At 44.9% G+C, this 16,174-nt stretch carries 16 protein-coding genes; 10 read left to right on the top strand and 6 right to left on the bottom strand.

The window, feature by feature from the left end; genetic code table 11:
- Positions 1-4 precede the first annotated feature (4 nt).
- Positions 5-1,903, top strand: a complete 1,899-nt coding sequence (locus RKD52_RS19240) for an ABC-F family ATP-binding cassette domain-containing protein (RefSeq protein ID WP_454100971.1) — start codon at positions 5-7, stop codon at positions 1,901-1,903.
- A 685-nt stretch (positions 1,904-2,588) separates the two neighbouring features.
- Here RKD52_RS19240 and RKD52_RS19235 read toward each other — a convergent pair.
- From RKD52_RS19235 to RKD52_RS19220, 4 genes are all read right to left on the bottom strand, one after another.
- Positions 2,589-2,714: a hypothetical protein gene (locus tag RKD52_RS19235; RefSeq protein WP_454100970.1), complete on the bottom strand. Its 126-nt coding sequence runs from the start codon at positions 2,712-2,714 to the stop codon at positions 2,589-2,591.
- 64 nt (positions 2,715-2,778) lie between these two features.
- The gene (locus RKD52_RS19230; RefSeq protein ID WP_369735179.1) at positions 2,779-3,558 is read right to left on the bottom strand and encodes an SDR family oxidoreductase; all 780 of its coding nucleotides are present in this window, start codon (positions 3,556-3,558) and stop codon (positions 2,779-2,781) included.
- 97 nt (positions 3,559-3,655) lie between these two features.
- Positions 3,656-5,143, bottom strand: a complete 1,488-nt coding sequence (locus tag RKD52_RS19225; protein WP_454100969.1) for a sodium:solute symporter family protein — start codon at positions 5,141-5,143, stop codon at positions 3,656-3,658.
- A complete protein-coding gene (locus tag RKD52_RS19220) occupies positions 5,143-5,343 on the bottom strand; it encodes a DUF3311 domain-containing protein (protein WP_203289497.1) in 201 nt (66 codons plus the stop codon). The genes RKD52_RS19225 and RKD52_RS19220 overlap by 1 nt, the downstream gene beginning before the upstream one ends.
- A gap of 824 nt (positions 5,344-6,167) precedes the next feature.
- Here RKD52_RS19220 and RKD52_RS19215 point away from each other — a divergent pair.
- The 6 genes from RKD52_RS19215 to RKD52_RS19190 all read left to right on the top strand — a co-directional run bounded on the left by RKD52_RS19215 (position 6,168) and on the right by RKD52_RS19190 (position 11,288).
- Positions 6,168-6,518 carry a lmo0954 family membrane protein gene (locus tag RKD52_RS19215; protein WP_454100968.1) on the top strand — a complete coding sequence of 117 codons (351 nt, stop codon included), beginning with the start codon at positions 6,168-6,170 and terminating at the stop codon, positions 6,516-6,518.
- A gap of 21 nt (positions 6,519-6,539) precedes the next feature.
- The gene (locus tag RKD52_RS19210; RefSeq protein ID WP_454101270.1) at positions 6,540-7,181 is read left to right on the top strand and encodes a PspA/IM30 family protein; all 642 of its coding nucleotides are present in this window, start codon (positions 6,540-6,542) and stop codon (positions 7,179-7,181) included.
- A gap of 241 nt (positions 7,182-7,422) precedes the next feature.
- Entirely contained in the window at positions 7,423-8,154 is a 732-nt protein-coding gene (liaF, locus tag RKD52_RS19205) for a cell wall-active antibiotics response protein LiaF (protein ID WP_454100967.1), read from the top strand.
- Positions 8,151-9,191, top strand: coding sequence for a sensor histidine kinase (locus RKD52_RS19200; RefSeq protein WP_454100966.1), 1,041 nt, complete (start codon positions 8,151-8,153; stop codon positions 9,189-9,191). The genes liaF and RKD52_RS19200 overlap by 4 nt, the downstream gene beginning before the upstream one ends.
- Positions 9,184-9,816 carry a response regulator transcription factor gene (locus RKD52_RS19195; RefSeq protein WP_029285799.1) on the top strand — a complete coding sequence of 211 codons (633 nt, stop codon included), beginning with the start codon at positions 9,184-9,186 and terminating at the stop codon, positions 9,814-9,816. Before RKD52_RS19200 ends, RKD52_RS19195 begins: the two co-directional genes overlap by 8 nt.
- Positions 9,817-9,980: 164 nt before the next feature.
- The gene (locus tag RKD52_RS19190; protein ID WP_454100965.1) at positions 9,981-11,288 is read left to right on the top strand and encodes a protoglobin domain-containing protein; all 1,308 of its coding nucleotides are present in this window, start codon (positions 9,981-9,983) and stop codon (positions 11,286-11,288) included.
- A gap of 419 nt (positions 11,289-11,707) precedes the next feature.
- On the opposite strand, the gene RKD52_RS19185 is transcribed toward RKD52_RS19190, so the two are convergent.
- Positions 11,708-12,724 (bottom strand): NADP-dependent oxidoreductase, encoded by a 1,017-nt coding sequence (locus RKD52_RS19185; protein ID WP_454100964.1) that lies wholly within the window; start codon positions 12,722-12,724, stop codon positions 11,708-11,710.
- A 135-nt stretch (positions 12,725-12,859) separates the two neighbouring features.
- Between RKD52_RS19185 and RKD52_RS19180 the strand changes: the two genes are divergently transcribed.
- From RKD52_RS19180 to RKD52_RS19170, 3 genes are all read left to right on the top strand, one after another.
- Positions 12,860-13,324, top strand: a complete 465-nt coding sequence (locus RKD52_RS19180) for a GNAT family N-acetyltransferase (RefSeq protein ID WP_454100963.1) — start codon at positions 12,860-12,862, stop codon at positions 13,322-13,324.
- The gene (locus tag RKD52_RS19175) at positions 13,308-14,024 is read left to right on the top strand and encodes a 5-formyltetrahydrofolate cyclo-ligase (RefSeq protein WP_454100962.1); all 717 of its coding nucleotides are present in this window, start codon (positions 13,308-13,310) and stop codon (positions 14,022-14,024) included. Before RKD52_RS19180 ends, RKD52_RS19175 begins: the two co-directional genes overlap by 17 nt.
- An 89-nt stretch (positions 14,025-14,113) precedes the next feature.
- On the top strand, positions 14,114-15,466 hold the full coding sequence (locus RKD52_RS19170) for an amino acid permease (protein ID WP_454100961.1): 1,353 nt from the start codon (positions 14,114-14,116) through the stop codon (positions 15,464-15,466).
- A 30-nt stretch (positions 15,467-15,496) separates the two neighbouring features.
- Here the strand turns inward: RKD52_RS19170 and RKD52_RS19165 are convergent, their stop codons facing one another.
- On the bottom strand, positions 15,497-16,102 hold the full coding sequence (locus tag RKD52_RS19165) for a DedA family protein (RefSeq protein ID WP_454100960.1): 606 nt from the start codon (positions 16,100-16,102) through the stop codon (positions 15,497-15,499).
- Positions 16,103-16,174 lie beyond the last annotated feature (72 nt).

The following is a 16,174-nucleotide window of genomic DNA, read 5'->3' as shown; positions in this document are numbered from 1 at the left end:
TGGCATGAGCATTCTTTCTGTAGAGAATTTATATAAAACATACGGTGAAAAAACATTGTTTGATCACATTTCTTTTTCAATTGCTGAAAAACAGCGGATTGGCCTGATCGGAACGAATGGTACGGGGAAATCGACACTGCTGAAATTTCTTGCTGGCGCTGAGACGGCCGAGGAAGGGAAACTGATTCACTCCAACTCGTTTCATATTGAGTATCTTCCGCAGCAGCCTGAACTTGAGGAAGAACTGTCTGTCCTGGAGCAAATCTATTACGGCGACTCTCAAATCATGAGAGTGATGCGCGAATATGAGCTTGCCCTGTCAGAGCTTGAACAAAACCCTGAGGATGAGAAAAAGCAGTCCAGGCTGCTTGCCCTTCAGCAAAAAATGGATGAACATGATGCGTGGGAAGCAAATACAGTTGCCAAAACAGTTCTTACGCGGCTTGGCATTTCTGATTTCGCAAAGCCGGTGCGTCAGCTGTCAGGAGGTCAGAAGAAGCGTGTGGCGATTGCAAAGGCTCTCATCCAGCCAGCAGACCTGCTCATTCTTGATGAGCCTACCAACCATTTGGACAACGAGACGATTGAATGGCTGGAAGCTTTTTTGGCCCAGTATAAAGGATCGATTTTGCTTGTTACGCATGACCGATATTTTTTAAATCGCGTGACGAACCAGATTTTTGAACTGGAGTATGGAAAGCTTTATGTATATGAAGGAAATTACGAGGTGTTTCTTGAGAAAAAGGCAGAGCGGGAGTTTAACGCCGAACAGTCTGAATCCAAGCGCCAGAACTTGCTTCGCAGGGAGCTCGCCTGGCTGAGAAGAGGAGCTAAAGCCAGAACAACAAAGCAAAAAGCCCGCATCGGTCGTGCAGAGGAACTTCAAAACCAGGAAGGGCCTGCCGCTAAGCAAAGTGTTGATTTTGCCATCGGTTCAACTCGTCTTGGCAAAAAAGTCATCGAGCTTGAAGGTGTGTCTAAATCATTCCAGGACAGGACTCTTATGAAGGATGTCAGCTACCTTGTTGTTCCCGGAGAAAGGCTTGGCATTATCGGGCCAAATGGAAGCGGAAAATCAACACTGCTGAACATCATTGCGGGACGCATTCAGCCTGACAGCGGAACAGTTGAAATTGGTGAAACGGTGAAAATCGGCTACTATACCCAGGATCACGAAGCTATGGATGAGGATTTGCGGGTAGTCGAATATATTAAGGAAGTCGCAGAAGTTGTTCAGACGGTGGATCACCAGACAATCACAGCCGAGCAAATGCTTGAGCGGTTTATGTTCCCGCGCTCCATGCAATGGACATACATCCGTAAGCTCTCAGGCGGAGAGCGCCGCAGACTCTACTTGCTGAAAGTTCTTATGCAGGAGCCGAACGTGCTGTTTCTGGATGAGCCGACAAATGACCTGGACACCCAAACCCTGAGCGTCCTGGAAGACTATCTCGACCAGTTCCCCGGTGTTGTCGTTACCGTATCCCATGACCGCTACTTCCTCGACCGCGTGGTAGACCGTCTTCTTGTATTTGAAGGGAACGGAACGGTCAGCAGATTCCAGGGAAGCTATACAGATTTCATGGATTCCCGGAAACAGGTAAAAGAACCTGAAAAGAAAGAAGCTTCCAAACCTCAGGAAACCCCTCAGGCCCCGAAGCAGCGCAAAAAACTCTCCTACAAAGAACAGCAGGAGTGGGATGTCATTGAGGACAAAATTGCAGAGCTTGAGGAAAAGAATGAAGCACTTGAAGCCCAGATTGCATCCAGCGGCAGCGACTACGGCAAGATCCAGCAGCTGATGGAACAGCAGCAGGCCGTCGAAGCTGAGCTCGAAGCCACAATGGAACGCTGGGAAGAGCTCTCTCTTATGGTAGAAGAAATCGAAAAAGCGAAGCAGTAAAAAATGAAGGTGCCCCGGGTGAAATGTCCGGGGCATTTTTTTCTGGTTTGGTTTGATAGGTGGAGTTATTGCCTGGAGGCTCAATCTGAATAAAACCCCTCAACACATGAATTCCTGAGGTTGATGGCACATATTTTTTAGAAGAGAACCCTCAATTCATGAAACTCAAAGGTTGATGGCACTTATCGGTCAGAAAAGAACCATCAATTTAAAAAACTCAAAGCTTGATGGTACTTATTGAGGGGATAAGAACCATCAATTCAAGAAACTCAGGTCTTGATGGTACTTATCGGTCAGAAAAGAACCATCAATTTAAAAAACTCAAAGCTTGATGGTACTTATTGAGGGGATAAGAACCATCAATTCAAGAAACTCAGGTCTTGATGGTACTTATCGAGAGGATAAGAACCATCAATTCAAGAAACTCAAAGCTTGATGGTACTTATCGAGGGGATAAGAACCATCAATTCAAGAAACTCAGGTCTTGATGGTACTTATCGAGAGGATAAGAACCATCAATTCAAAAAATTCAAAGCTTGATGGCACTTATCGAACGGATAAGAACCCTCAACTCATGAAATCCTGGGCTTGATGGCACTGATCAATTAGTAAATAACGCCAACCCCTTAATAAAACTGCACATATAAAAAAGGCAGTCAGGATTTCACCTGACTGCCTTTACAATTTATTTCCCCAAGTCCTTTTTCGTCTGTTCACTTAGGATATTGATTTCTTTTGAGAACTCAGCATCCTGCTTTTTATTGTTTGGGTATTTGTTTTTCGATTCGCGGTTATCATTTTTGTTTGTCATGAAAGTTCCTCCTTATGGTCAGCTGGTTCTTATTTTGCATCCGAAGGGAGGCTTTCATTCGCCATTAGAGAAGGGACTCGGCGCCGTCTATATACACTTCTGTACCTGTAATATGGCTTGAAAGGTCAGATGCAAGGAAGTACACGAGATCTGCGACCTGTTCAGGCGAGCCAGCTTTTTGTTCAAGCGGCTGTTCTCCTTCAGGAAATTCAACCGGAACTTCTACTTTTTCAATGTTTTCTTCTTCGGCAAAGGTGTTGCTGTCGATGTTTGTTTCGATTGCTCCCGGACAGATCATGTTGACCCTGATTTTATAGCCTGCAAGCTCGAGGGCCGCCATTTTACCAAAACCGACCTGTCCGACTTTAGACGTACTGTAGGCGGAGCGTCCAAACCCTCTGAACATGCGGGTGCCGTTAATTGAGCTTGTGATAATGATGCTGCCGCCGTTTTTCTTCATATAGGGAATGGCATATTTTACGCTTAAAAAGGTGCTTCGCAAATTCGTATTGATCGTCTGGTCCCAGTCCTCAGGAGATAGATCTTCGATAGGAGTCCACCTTCCGTTGATTCCTGCGTTTGCAAAAACAATATCGAGCCTGCCCCAAGCATCAATGACCTTTTTATAGCTGGTTTCCATCCTTTCGGCATCAGATACGTCGCATTCGACAATGATGGCCTCGCCGTTCATTTCTTCAATTTTCTTTTTTACGCTTTCCGCATTTTCTTCTTTTATATCAAGCAGCGCAACTTTTGCACCCTGTTCGGCAAGCTTGATGGCCGCCGCTTCTCCGATTCCTGAGCTTGCTCCGGTCACAATGGCAACTTTTCCTGAAAGATTCAATGGTTTTGCCTCCCTTTGTTATATGTAATGGAGATATTATCCCCTTTTTTAAAAAGAAGGAAACCAGAAAAAAACAGGCACAAGTTGTGCCTGCTGTTTAAGCGCCCTTTCTGAGAGCTGAATCCCCGTCTTTTTTTCGGAAAAGAAAGGCAGAAACGTTTGTTGATTTGGCTTTGAATAACGGATTTAAGATAAACACCGTCAGGAAGTTGGCAGAAAGCCCCCAGAATCCTTCATAAATGCCAAATGAAAGACCCGTACCATAGACGGTGAATGTCACGCCAAGTCCGACAAGCAACCCGATAATCGTTGCTTCCCGTGTCTGTTTTTGCCAGAAGAGGCTTAGAACGACAGCAGGGAAGATCTGCACCATTCCGGATACTCCAAGCAGCTGAAGCGAAACGAGCGCTGTCGGGAACAAAAGTCCGAACACGAGGGCCAGGCCGATAACCAAAAAAACCATGCTGCGCGTAATCATTGTCAGCTTTGCAGGCTTTACACCGGGGTTAATCAAATCTCTGTAAATATTGTTTGCAAATAGGTTCGATGCACCAATGGCCATAATCGAACATGGAATCAAGGATGCAAGGGCTATTGTTGAATAAGCAAGTCCCTGAGCAACACCGCCGTATGATGTCTGAATCAGAGTCAAAAGAGCAAACCGCGGATCTGTTTCGCCAGGCAGCACTAAATATGCGATAAAGCCAAGGAAAATTACGAGAATTAGAACAACGTTATATAGGGGCAGGAACATAGAATTTTTTCTGATGGCATCTTCGCTTTTTGCTGTAAAAACGCCGGTAGCTGCATGCGCCCACATGAAAAGGGCCAGTGACGATACGATGGCTGCAGTAGTAAACCACATCAACCCTTTAGGACCTGACTGCGGAATCGTTAGCAGCTGCGGTGCATCCGTGATGACCTTATCAATCATCGGAGTCCATCCGCCGAAATGGATAATCGGCAGGGAGGCGACCATAAACAGCATGATGGCCCATACAAGAACATCTTTAATGATTGCCGTATAAGTAGGTCCTTTAATTCCGCTGAAAAACGTGTAGAGGGCAACAAGGAAAAAGGATGTAATCACGACAACCGTAACATTGATGTAGCCTGTACCTGCCACACGCAGGGTATCCATGATGCCGCTCAGCTGCAGGTCGATATATGGAATCAGCATCAATACGCCGACAATCGCAATCAGCGAAGAAAGAAGCTTGCTGTCAAAACGATCACGGGCATAGTCTGCAAGCGTCGTGAACTGAAATTCCTTTGCAGTCCTCCACAGCTTCGGAAGGAAAAAATAGGCGATAAAATAAGCTAATACGGAATAAGGAATAGCGAAAAAAGCTACGCTTCCGGCTTGAAAAGCTGTACTCGTCAGCCCAAGAAATGTATAGGCCGTATACAGGTCAGCCCCGACAAGAAACCATACAAGAAGCCCGCCGAATTTTCTGCCTCCCACTGACCATTCTTCCACAGAACTTCTCGAAGACTTGTCACGGCCAGCAAGAAAGCCGATCAAGACAACGGTTAAGATGATACAGATGGTGATGCCCAGTGCTGTTGTATTTCCCTGCTGCATTATTCAAGACCTCCCTGTTTTTTCTGGATTCTGAAAATTGCCCACGTGCAAAGCGGCGTAACCGCAATCCACAAAAAGAGCCAAAATTGGAGAAACGGCAGCCCGAAGATGACCGGTTCAATTTTATTGGCAAAAGGAAGCAAAAGAATCTGCAAAAATGGGATAAAAATGAGAATGCCTATTAAATATTTCTTTTTCACTAAAATGCCTCCTGTCTCGTCCTTGTTGAATGTTCACTATAATAACAAGGAAAAAAGTATTGGACAAGAGGGAATTTTTAAAATTATTTAAAAATTTATTATTTTAGAGTTTTTTTAAGGGTTTTGGAGGCGGTTTGGGCAGCAGTGAGAACGGACCCTTTGAGCGCAGTTGGGGTGTAGTGAGTGGTTATAAGGAAGATATCATTCGGCCCGGCCGGAGTAAAGCGAAGGGTCATAAGGGAGTAACGCACTGCTCTGTTAAATGGGACCTCACAGGTGCATGATATTGTTGCTGAACAAGTCCAGTACAGCAAATCACCTGCCAATTGCTCAAGATCGTTGCTGGAAGAAGAGGTAATTGGCTTATATATAAGGAGTTGGCTGTAAATCGGGGAAAGTTGGTAGATACGCGAACAAAGTTGGTTGTAAAATGCCTGAAGTTGGTTGTGCTGCATTCATAGTTGGATGTAACGCACTGATCTCTTTTAATCTGGATAGCGCAGTTGCATGATTTAGCTGCCTGACAATGTTCAGCGCCTAAGTTCAACTGCTAAATAGTTAAAATCTTGCTAGAAAAAGAGGTAATCGGCTTTCGAATAGGGAGTTGGCTGTAAATCAGGGGAAGCTGGTAGTTACGCGAACAAGTTGGCTGTAAAGTGCCCCTTCAGTGCAGCCGATCCCTGTGTAAACAGCTTTTATTATTCAGAATTCGTTAAGGTCTGTAAGGAGCTAAGCCTCAGGTCTTAGTTCAAATTAAAGCTCAGGCTCGTTATGGGAAAACCGCATGGAAGGTAGGATAGAACTATAGAAAGGAGGAACAGAACATGAAAAAATTCGGGTTACTGATCATTGGAGGGATTGCAGCGATCGTGCTGCTGGCAAACCTTGCACCAATGCTTGCACTGGCTATCAGCCTGGTCATCCTTTATTACTCATATAAAGGATTCATCAAAACCGATTCAACCGGAATGAAAATCTTCTGGGTAATCGCCGGAATCATCGCACTCTGTGCATCAGCTTCAAATCTGCCGGCAGTGATCGGCGCAGCGGCAGCATACATCCTTTATGTAGTCTACAAAAAATGGAACAACAAAGAAGTGATCTCAGAAAAAGAATCATCTGATCCATTTACAAACTTCGAACGCCAGTGGGCGGAAATGAAAAAAAACAATTAATAGAATGAGGAGAGATACATGATGAGCAATTTATTCACACGAATCAAAGAAACACTTGCAGCCGATTTTCATGAAATTCTTGACCATAAGGAAAAGAAAAACCCAATCGCCTTATTGAATCAGTATTTAAGAGAATGCGAACAGGAAACTGATAAAGTCCGCAAACTTGTGGAGAGACAATATTTGCTGAAAGAAGAGTTTACCCGCGAATTAAAACAGGCAGAGGAACTTGCCGGGAAACGCAAACGCCAGGCTGATATTGCCGCACAGGCAGGAGAAAGCGAGCTTCATGAGTTTGCAGTGAGAGAGCATGAGCAGTATCAGGAACGATCAGTGCGAATCACTGAATCTCTTAAAGAAGTGTCAGGCCAGCTTGCGGAACTTGAGCGCAAGTATGAAGAAATGAAACATAAACTAAAGGACATGTACATTAAACGTATGGAATTGATGGGCCGGGAAAATACAGCCCGCGCATCTCACCGCATGAATAAGGTCCTTGACAGCAGCAGCTATTCACATGGAGCACATACACGTTTTGATGAATTGGAAAGCTATATTGACCGACTTGAAAACGAAGTGAATACGGGCTACTACCGCAGCACAATTGACGGAAGAATCGCCCAGCTCGAAAAAGAACTGAAAAAAGAGGATTCTGCAGTCTGAAAACATGGTATCCTATAGAAGGCGCGGGTTTCTGCGCCTTTTTTGGAAGGTGTTTTGTACATTTTTCAGCTGCTAAGCAAAAGAGTATAGAGTTTTGCACACTGTCTAGCTTCAGCGGCCAACTCCTCTGTCAGAACAAACTGCCCCAAAAAGTCAAAAGCGGACTTTTCGGTTCAGTTCTTATCTGACTCCCGGAGCTAAACGGCCGCTTCCGCTTTTCTAATAAGGAGGGTAAGCCCACATGCTCAAAAAAGCCAACGCCGATGTGATTACGTATATTCTTTTAATTGGGGTCGTTCTTTTAATGCTTGAAGTCTTTTTTGATCACGGTGGACTTATCTTTTTCCTGCTTCTGTCGTCTGTCTGTGTTTATTTTGGAAAGAAGCGGCTCAGCAAAAAGACGGGGAAGCTGCTGTTTTGGTTCGGGTTGATCAGTTTGATTATCACCGTCATGAATTTGTGGGCTGTGAAGTTTCTGATTTGTGCCCTGGCGATTTATCTGCTTGTTCAATACAGGCAGTCGAAAAAGGCACCTGCCGTTGTTGAACCGCAAGTAAAAGAATCTCTGTCATTGAAAAAAGAAGATGTGATCTATAAGAAACAAATCCTTGGAAACAATGTATTCGGGCAGCAGTCAACGCCTGAAGATATTTATGAGTGGAATGATATTAATATACAGAATGGCATCGGCGATACGATCGTTGATTTGAGCAATACGGTACTGCCGAAAGAAGAAAATATGATTGTCATCCGCAATTTTATAGGGAATGTAAAGATCCTCGTTCCTTATGAAGTGGATGTGTCTGTTCAGCATTCCTCATTTGCCGGAGCTGTCCGCGTTTTTGGCCATCATGAGCCTAAATTGTTTAATCAGAGCATTTCCTATCAGACAGAGGGGTATGATGCTTCGGTTCAGAAGGTGAAAATGATTACTTCATCTATTGTCGGAGATTTAGAGGTGAAGCGGATATGACCAGCATTCTAAGACAAATGGCTCTTGGTGCTGCGATTTCGGTTTCTGTCCTTGTTTTTCTTTCGGCAAGTTATTTTGTCATGTTTCCTTTGGATGACTGGAGCATTCTTTGGGAGAAAGAGATGCTAGATCTTCCGTTTATCTATTTTGTGCCTGCCGTCAGTGTGGCTATTGGGCTTGTGCTGGGGCTTTTTTCAGGCATTTTTCTGCGCAGTGATATTGGACAGCTTTCAGAGGAGATTTCCCAGCTTGCCCGGGGAAAGTATGCTGATGGTGATTTCCCTAAAAAATCAGGTGACTTTGAGAAGATGTGGCATTCTTTGCGCCAGCTGCAGAAGCATTTGACGGAGCAGACAAAGCTGTCGCAAAAACTCGCAAATGAAAAAGCTGAAGAACAGGAAAAACGCATTCAGAAAATCGTCTCCGAAGAACGCAACAGACTTGCACGAGAGCTTCACGACTCTGTCAGCCAGCAGCTGTTCGCAGCATCAATGATGATGTCAGCTATCAACGAATCAAGCGGCAGCAGGGCGGAAGCAGAAAACAGGCAGCTGCAGATGGTTGAGCAGATGATTCATCAGTCACAGCTTGAAATGAGGGCGCTTCTGCTGCATTTGCGTCCTGCCGCTCTGAAAGGAAAAACTCTTCAGGAAGGCATGAAAGATCTGCTTCAGGAACTTTCACAAAAGGTGCCAATGGAAGTCAGCTGGAAAATGGAAGATGTGCAGCTTGATAAAGGGATAGAGGATCATTTATTCAGAATCCTGCAGGAATCCGTTTCAAATACGCTCAGGCATTCAAAAGCTGAAACGCTTGAAGTGCTGTTTATTGAACGGGATGATCTGGTGCTCCTCAGAGTGATTGATGACGGAATCGGATTTAAAGTAGATGCAGCCAAAACAGGAAGCTACGGTCTGCAGAACATGCACGAACGGGCCGCGCAGCTTGGCGGAACACTAAAGATTGTGAGTTTTCCCGGAAAAGGCACAAAGCTTGAAGTCAAAATTCCGCTTGTAAGGGGAGAAAAGGATGATTAAGGTATTATTTGTAGATGATCATGAAATGGTAAGGATCGGTGTATCTTCTTATCTTGCAGCCCAAAGCGACATTGAGGTTGTCGGTGAGGCGGACAATGGCTTTACAGCAATTGAACTGGCCCTCGAACTGCGGCCAGATATCATTTTAATGGACCTTGTCATGGACGGTATGGACGGGATTGAAGCTACCCGGCAGATTATTGAAAAGTGGCCGGAAGCGAAAATCATCATCGTCACAAGCTTTCTTGACGATGAAAAAGTTTACCCGGCGCTTGAAGCAGGTGCGACAAGCTATATGCTCAAAACATCCAAGGCAAGTGAAATTGCAGAGGCTGTAAGAAAGACATTCCACGGACACTCTGTTCTTGAACCTGAAGTGACAGGGAAAATGATGATGAAAATGAGGCAGAAGCCCGTCCATCATCCGCACGATGAACTCACTGCCCGCGAGATGGAGATTCTTCTGCTCGTTGCTGAAGGGAAAACAAATCAGGAAATAGCGGATGAACTGTTCATCGCGCTGAAAACAGTCAAAACACACGTAAGTAATATTCTCAGCAAGCTGGATGTGCAGGACAGAACACAGGCTGTTATCTATGCGTTCAAGCATTCGCTGGTCAACTAAAACACAGACTCGGGGTTTGTGTTTTTTGTTTATTTAAATCCAATTTTCACCCAGCACATTATATCTATTGATACCTCTAATCGTTTCACGTTTTCTGCCGATATAAGACATGAACTTTCTTTTCCAAGAAGGGAATCTCAAGGTAGAAGGTAAGGAGAACGAACATGCTGACACTTTTTTCAAAGAAACAGACAACGAATACGTTTCAACCTGTTATGGAATTTCCTGAAGACAGCGCAGTCATTGCCACTTCAGAGCTTGAAATAAATGCGAGACTGATTTATATGGGGTTTACGAAAGAACAGCTGGCTGTTTTAAAAGAGCTAAAGCCTGTCGTACTTCCTCTTCTGGATGAACTTCTTGAAAAGGTCCTCACACATCTCTATAAACAGCCGCTTCTCAGCAGAATTGCTTCAGATCATTCAAGCAGAGAGCGTTTAAAGGCTGTATTTGTCGACTATTTTCAAAGCCTATTAAGCGGAGAAATGGACGAACGATTTTTCCAAATGAGAAAACGGATCGGCGGCACACACAGCCAGACGCATCTGCCTGTAACATGGTTTCTGTCAACGTATTCAGCCATCAGCACACTCCTTCTTCCAAAAGTTGTGGAGCTGCTGCATCAGGAACCTCAAAAGCTTTCAACAGCACTGCTTGCGATTACACATGCAATTAATTTAGACTCCCAGCTTGTTGTTGATCAATATATGCAAAAACGAATGAACGAACTGAAAGAATTGAACGAAGAAAATATCAGTCTTCAAAAAGAACTGTCTTCAATCAGCCAGGAAATGGCGGCTTCCGTCCAGCTGACAGATTCCACAATGGATGATACTAGCGCAAAAGCAGAACAAATTCGCGAGGAAATCCAGTCTACGAAGAAAACAAGCGAACACCTGCTGAAGCTGACGAACGAAAATGAAAAGCAGATGGACGAGATGGTCTCCGTCTTTGGAGAAGTATTTTCGAAAGTGGAAAACTCCCTTGAGGGAATAGGCGATCTGAAAAAGATTTCCGATCAGATTACGAGAATGACAAAGGAAATTGAAGGAATTGCAGATCAGACGAACCTTCTTGCTCTGAATGCATCCATTGAGGCAGCAAGAGCAGGCGATCACGGCAAAGGCTTTGCCGTTGTTGCAAGCGAGGTCAGAAAGCTTGCCGAGGATTCAAAGCGGACCAGTAATGAAATCAATGCCCTCACTTCAAACAGCAATAAACACATGGATACAATCGTCACCATTATGAGTTCCATGAACGAGTCCACTCAAACCTCACAGTCACAAATTCAGCAGGTGCGCAGCGGACTTGTTACCGTGAAAACAGAAATGGAAAACTACATGGAAATGTTTGAACGAAACAAAACAGATCTTGATGCAATCGTGGATTCCATTCAGGAAATCAATAAAACGACTGAGAGTCTTTCAGATTTGGCGAAAGTCCTTCTGGATAAAGCTGAAAGCAAAATGTAAATCACTTCAAAGGGAGCTTAATAGCTCTCTTTTTTTATGTGACTGGGAATATAGCGGGTTATTGGGCAGCGGGAAGCGATAGGTAGTGGTGGGATAATAGCTGGTAGTAAATGAGCAATAGTTGGATGTAAATCATTCGTAGTTGGTAGTAAATCTGCGATAGTTGGTAGTAAATAGATGATTGTTGGTAGTAAGCAGACAGTCGATAGTAAATGAGCAATAGTTGGATGTAAATCATTCGTAGTTGGTAGTAAATCTGCGATAGTTGGCAGTAAATAGATGATTGTTGGTAGTAAAAACGATAGCCGGTAGTAAAAGGGCAATAGTTGGCAGCCAATCGCCGGACTGTACCCAGAAAAAAATCCCCCATCAGCCAAAAATCGGCTAACAAGGGGATTTTCTCTATAAAGTAACAGGAATCAAGCAGAAGGATCTGCAACCTTCACAAGCTGCTTGCCGAGGTTCGTGCCCTCGAACAAGCCAAGGAATGCCTGGGGAATGTTTTCAAAGCCTTCTACAATCGTCTCTTCATATTTCAGTCTTCCTTCTTTCAGCCAGCCGCCAAGCTCTCTTGCGCCTTCGCCGAAGCGGGAGGAAAAGTCGCCTACAACAAAGCCCTGCATCAGGACGCTTGATTTAATCAGCGTTGATTCGATGCGGGGACCGACGTCTTTGCCGTCTGAATTATAAGTGGAGATTGCTCCGCAAACAGGAATACGGGCAAATTTGTTCAGAAGTTTATGAACGGCTTCCGAAATTTCTCCGCCTACATTATCATAGTAGACATCTACTCCGTTCGGGCATGCCTCTTCAAGCGCTTTGCCGACGTTCTGTGTTTTATAGTTGATGGCAGCGTCAAATCCAAGTTCATCAATCAAATAAGAAATCTTTTCATCTGATCCGGCAATTCCTACAACACGGGCGCCTTTAATTTTAGCAAGCTGTCCGACAATTGAACCAACCGCTCCTGCAGCACCTGATACGACCACGGTTTCGCCTTCTTTCGGCTTGCCGATGTCGAGCAGTCCAAAATAAGCGGTCAAACCGGGCATGCCAAGAATGCCGAGGTAAGCCTGAATTGGCGCGAGAGAAGGATCAATCTGACGAACTTCATTTTCGCCTGCGACAGAGTATTCCTGCCACGGGAGGTTTCCGATGACAAAGTCTCCCTTTTTCAGCTTGCTGCCGTTTGCTTCAACAATTTCTCCGACTACCCCGCCTGAGATAGGCTGGTTAAGCTCGAAAGGAGCAACGTAGGATTTCCCTTCATTCATCCGGCCGCGCATATAAGGATCGACTGACAGATAGAGAGTGCGGATCAGTACTTGTCCTGATTCGGGTGATGGAACAGGAACTTCCGTGTAGCGGAAGGTTTCAGCAGTCGGCTTTCCCGACGGGCGTTCTGCAAGCAGTATCTGTTTTTGGCTCATCTTCAAATTCCTCCTTGGGTTCTGTAAGTTTGCTCCGGTGTCTTTATGCACTGGAACATTTGTTACTACCGTATCACCTTGTCCGCTACAAGGCAAAGAATAGCCTTCAGGGCGGAAAAAATTAATGAAGGAGGGAACACTATGATCGTCAGACGAATGAATAGACTCCAAAAAGAACAGATAACACCGCTTTTAGAGGAAAGTAAAAGCGAGGGATTCCGTTTTGTGGAAAGGCTTGTTCATGATTTCCAAACCGGAAAAAACAAGTTCAGTCTTCCGGGTGAAGCGCTGTTTGGCGTGTTTCATCATGATAAATTAATTGCTGTCGGGGGACTGAACCGTGACCCGTACGATCAGGATGAACGAATGTGCAGAATCAGAAGATTTTATGTAGGAAAAGAGTACAGGAGAAGAGGAGCGGGAAGCCTGCTCTTACAAACGCTATTACGTGAGGCGGTTCCGACCTTTTCAGAGGCTGTTTTACGAACAGATACAAAAGAAGCAGCCGGTTTTTATGAGCGTGCAGGATTCAGGAAAATTCAGTCAGACCATGCAACACACCGGCTTACATTAGGAGGAGAAGAGCTTCATGATCACAAAAGATGAAATCAGACAGAATAAGTGGCAAAGGCTCGAAGATGAAAAATTAGGAGGATTTCCGTTTCCGCTGAAGAACCGAATTCCGAACTTTAAGGGTGCGGCTGCAGCAGCTGAACTTGTTTCACAGATGGACATTTACAAACAGGCTGAGGTTGTCAAAATCAATCCCGACGCCCCGCAGCTTCCTCTCAGAGCCCGTGTGATAAAGGACGGAAAAACCCTTCTCGTTCCGACACCGAGGCTCAAAGCAGGATTTATTATGCTGAAAAGAGAATGGGTCCCGTCCGGTGAAGAGAGGAAGGCTGTAAGCTTAAAAAATATCAGGCAGTATGGAAAGGAAATCTCTCTGTCAGAGCTGCCGAAGGTTGACCTGTTTGTCGCAGGTTCTGTTGCTGTCCATAAGGACGGGAGAAGAATTGGAAAAGGAGAGGGATACTCAGACCGCGAGTATGCCATTATGAGAGAGCTTGGCAACCCTGACATTCCTGTTATCTCGACCATTCACAGCATTCAGGTAACGGACGAAGACTTTAAGGTTGATACATATGACTTGCCGGTGGACTATATCGTAACCGAACAGGGAATCATTGAAACAGATACTCCCTATCAAAAGCCTGACGGCATTCAATGGGACCTTGTAACGGAGGATGAAAAGAAAGAGATGCCGGTTTTAATGGAAGTGTGGAACCTTACGCACAAGGACTGAGACGTACACTGTTTTCATGTATCTGCTTTTTTGTTAAGATAACACGTGCAAGACAAAAGAGCATAGACCATATATGAGGAGAGACGAGCATGAGCAATAAACATGACCATTCGTCTGATCAAAAAGACGAGTTAGCCAGAGGGCTTAAATCAAGGCACGTCACCATGATTGCACTTGGCGGCGCCATTGGAGCAGGCATTTTTCAGGGAAGCAGTTCATCGATTGAGCTTGCAGGCCCAGGTGTTATTATTTCGTACTTGTTGGCAGGCATTATTCTTTATTTTGTGATGCAGGCAATGGCGGAAATGGCTGTTCAGCAGCCGAAAGCAAAAACGCTCAGAGATTTAATTGAGACCATTCTCGGACCGTTTGCCGGCTTCTTTGCCGGATGGATTTATTTTATCAGCTGGATGCTGGTTATGGCAGCGGAAATGGCTGCTGCGGCCGGTTTCCTGAAATACTGGTTTCCGGATGTGCCGATGTGGCTGCTGTCACTTGGTGTTTCCATCCTGATTACGGTCATCAATTTGTTTGCAGTAGGTATTTTCGGTGAAACGGAATACTGGCTTGCAGCGCTTAAAATTACGGTTCTTACACTTTTCATCATTCTCGGTGGTGTCCTGATCTTTACCGGGATCGGCGGGGGAAGTGCAGCCGGATTTTCAAATCTGACAGAGCACGGCGGCTTCTTGCCGTTTGGCATTTCAGGCATTGCAGCCTCCATGCTTGTTGTCATGTTTTCTTTTGGCGGAACAGAAATGATTGGCATGACGCTCGGTGAAACGGAAAATCCTGAAAAAGTGATACCGAGAGCCGCACGGAGTGTCATCGTAAGGATTCTCGTTTTTTATGTTCTTCCAATCTTAATTATTGTAAGCCTCATGCCGTGGAATATGGTAGGAACGGAAAGCCCGTTTGTCTCAGTTTTTGACCGAATCGGCATTCCTTATGTAGGCGGCTTTATGAATTTTGTCCTCTTGACGGCCGTCATATCTGCTGCGAATACAGGCATGTATGCAGCATCAAGACTGCTTTACACGCAGGCGCTGAGCGGAAATGCACCGTCCTATTTCTCAAAGCTGTCTGCTAAAAAGGTCCCTGTCAGAGCTCTGCTTGCGAGCACATCCTTTCTATACATCGGTGTGATCATTGCCGTTTTTGCAGAGGAAAAGACATTCGGTTACTTGATGGTTGTACCGGGCTATGCGATTCTGTCCATTTGGATTCTGCTGACAGTCGCCCACTTGAAAAGCAGGAAAAAGGGGGAAGAGCTTCGTGGCTTTTATGTGAAAAGCTATCCGTACTCCTCCTGGTTCTCGCTAGTGGCCCTGCTTGCAATCCTGGCAGGTATTCTAATTACTTCTCCTCCCGCAGGAACCATCATTGCAATTGGCGTTGCCGTGCTGCTGGTTATCCTGTATGCGGGCGGGGCAAAAAAATAATCCAGGGGATTTCCCCTGGATTTTTTCTGTTTAATTTGTTTCCTGCTGCGCAGCTGGAGCGCACTGTTTTTTCTTGCTGACATAACGCCATACGAAGAAAAGCAAGATAGCTGCACCGGCTGTTATCAGGACATACATCTGCATCTCTGACATAAAGGCTGTCACCGTTTTGAGGCTTCCAAGCTGTCCGAGCCAGAGCATCGCTATATTTAAAGGCAATACTCCAAGAAAGGTGAGAGCGGCAAACGGGACCCACTTTACTTTGGAAAGTCCCGAGACATAGGAAATGTAGTTCCCAATTCCGAAAGGACGGGCGAGAGCGATGCTCCAAAGTCCGCATTTTTTAAACCAGCGCTGCGTTTTTTCAAAGGTTTTCTTCTTTTTCGTCAGCTTCTTTTTCATTTTGTGCTCTAATTTATAGCCAATCCAATAAGGGATAAAACTGAAAATCGTATAGACAGCACTTCCTAAAAGGGCTATCAGAATGATTTCAATAAATGAAAGCTCTAGCAGATAACCATAGGCAAGGGTGATAAGAGAGCCTGGAAATGGAAGAGAAGATGCTTCAATCGCAAGTCCCGCCATCAATCCCCATATTCCAAATTCCCTGAGCATATTGATTACAAAATCAAGCATACGGTCTCCTTTCACTTCATGCGTCTTCTCTAAGTGAAATACCCGCTTCCAAATTTATCAAACTGGTGTATT

The sequence above is a fragment of the Metabacillus sp. SLBN-84 genome (genome assembly GCF_053629595.1).
Note: the sequence above shows the minus strand (reverse complement) of the source record. Positions and strands in the feature narration are given on the sequence as shown.

Excerpts from the sequence above, each read along its gene's own strand:
- RKD52_RS19195 (WP_029285799.1), top strand. The coding sequence starts at position 9,184 with ATGATTAAGGTATTATTTGTAGATGATCATGAAATGGTAAGGATCGGT.
- RKD52_RS19170 (WP_454100961.1), top strand. The coding sequence starts at position 14,114 with ATGAGCAATAAACATGACCATTCGTCTGATCAAAAAGACGAGTTAGCC.
- RKD52_RS19175 (WP_454100962.1), top strand. The coding sequence starts at position 13,308 with ATGATCACAAAAGATGAAATCAGACAGAATAAGTGGCAAAGGCTCGAA.
- RKD52_RS19200 (WP_454100966.1), top strand. The coding sequence starts at position 8,151 with ATGACCAGCATTCTAAGACAAATGGCTCTTGGTGCTGCGATTTCGGTT.
- RKD52_RS19225 (WP_454100969.1), bottom strand. The coding sequence starts at position 5,143 with ATGCAGCAGGGAAATACAACAGCACTGGGCATCACCATCTGTATCATC.
- RKD52_RS19240 (WP_454100971.1), top strand. The coding sequence starts at position 5 with ATGAGCATTCTTTCTGTAGAGAATTTATATAAAACATACGGTGAAAAA.
- RKD52_RS19210 (WP_454101270.1), top strand. The coding sequence starts at position 6,540 with ATGAGCAATTTATTCACACGAATCAAAGAAACACTTGCAGCCGATTTT.
- RKD52_RS19215 (WP_454100968.1), top strand. The coding sequence starts at position 6,168 with ATGAAAAAATTCGGGTTACTGATCATTGGAGGGATTGCAGCGATCGTG.
- RKD52_RS19190 (WP_454100965.1), top strand. The coding sequence starts at position 9,981 with ATGCTGACACTTTTTTCAAAGAAACAGACAACGAATACGTTTCAACCT.
- RKD52_RS19180 (WP_454100963.1), top strand. The coding sequence starts at position 12,860 with ATGATCGTCAGACGAATGAATAGACTCCAAAAAGAACAGATAACACCG.
- RKD52_RS19235 (WP_454100970.1), bottom strand. The coding sequence starts at position 2,714 with ATGACAAACAAAAATGATAACCGCGAATCGAAAAACAAATACCCAAAC.
- RKD52_RS19165 (WP_454100960.1), bottom strand. The coding sequence starts at position 16,102 with ATGCTTGATTTTGTAATCAATATGCTCAGGGAATTTGGAATATGGGGA.
- liaF (WP_454100967.1), top strand. The coding sequence starts at position 7,423 with ATGCTCAAAAAAGCCAACGCCGATGTGATTACGTATATTCTTTTAATT.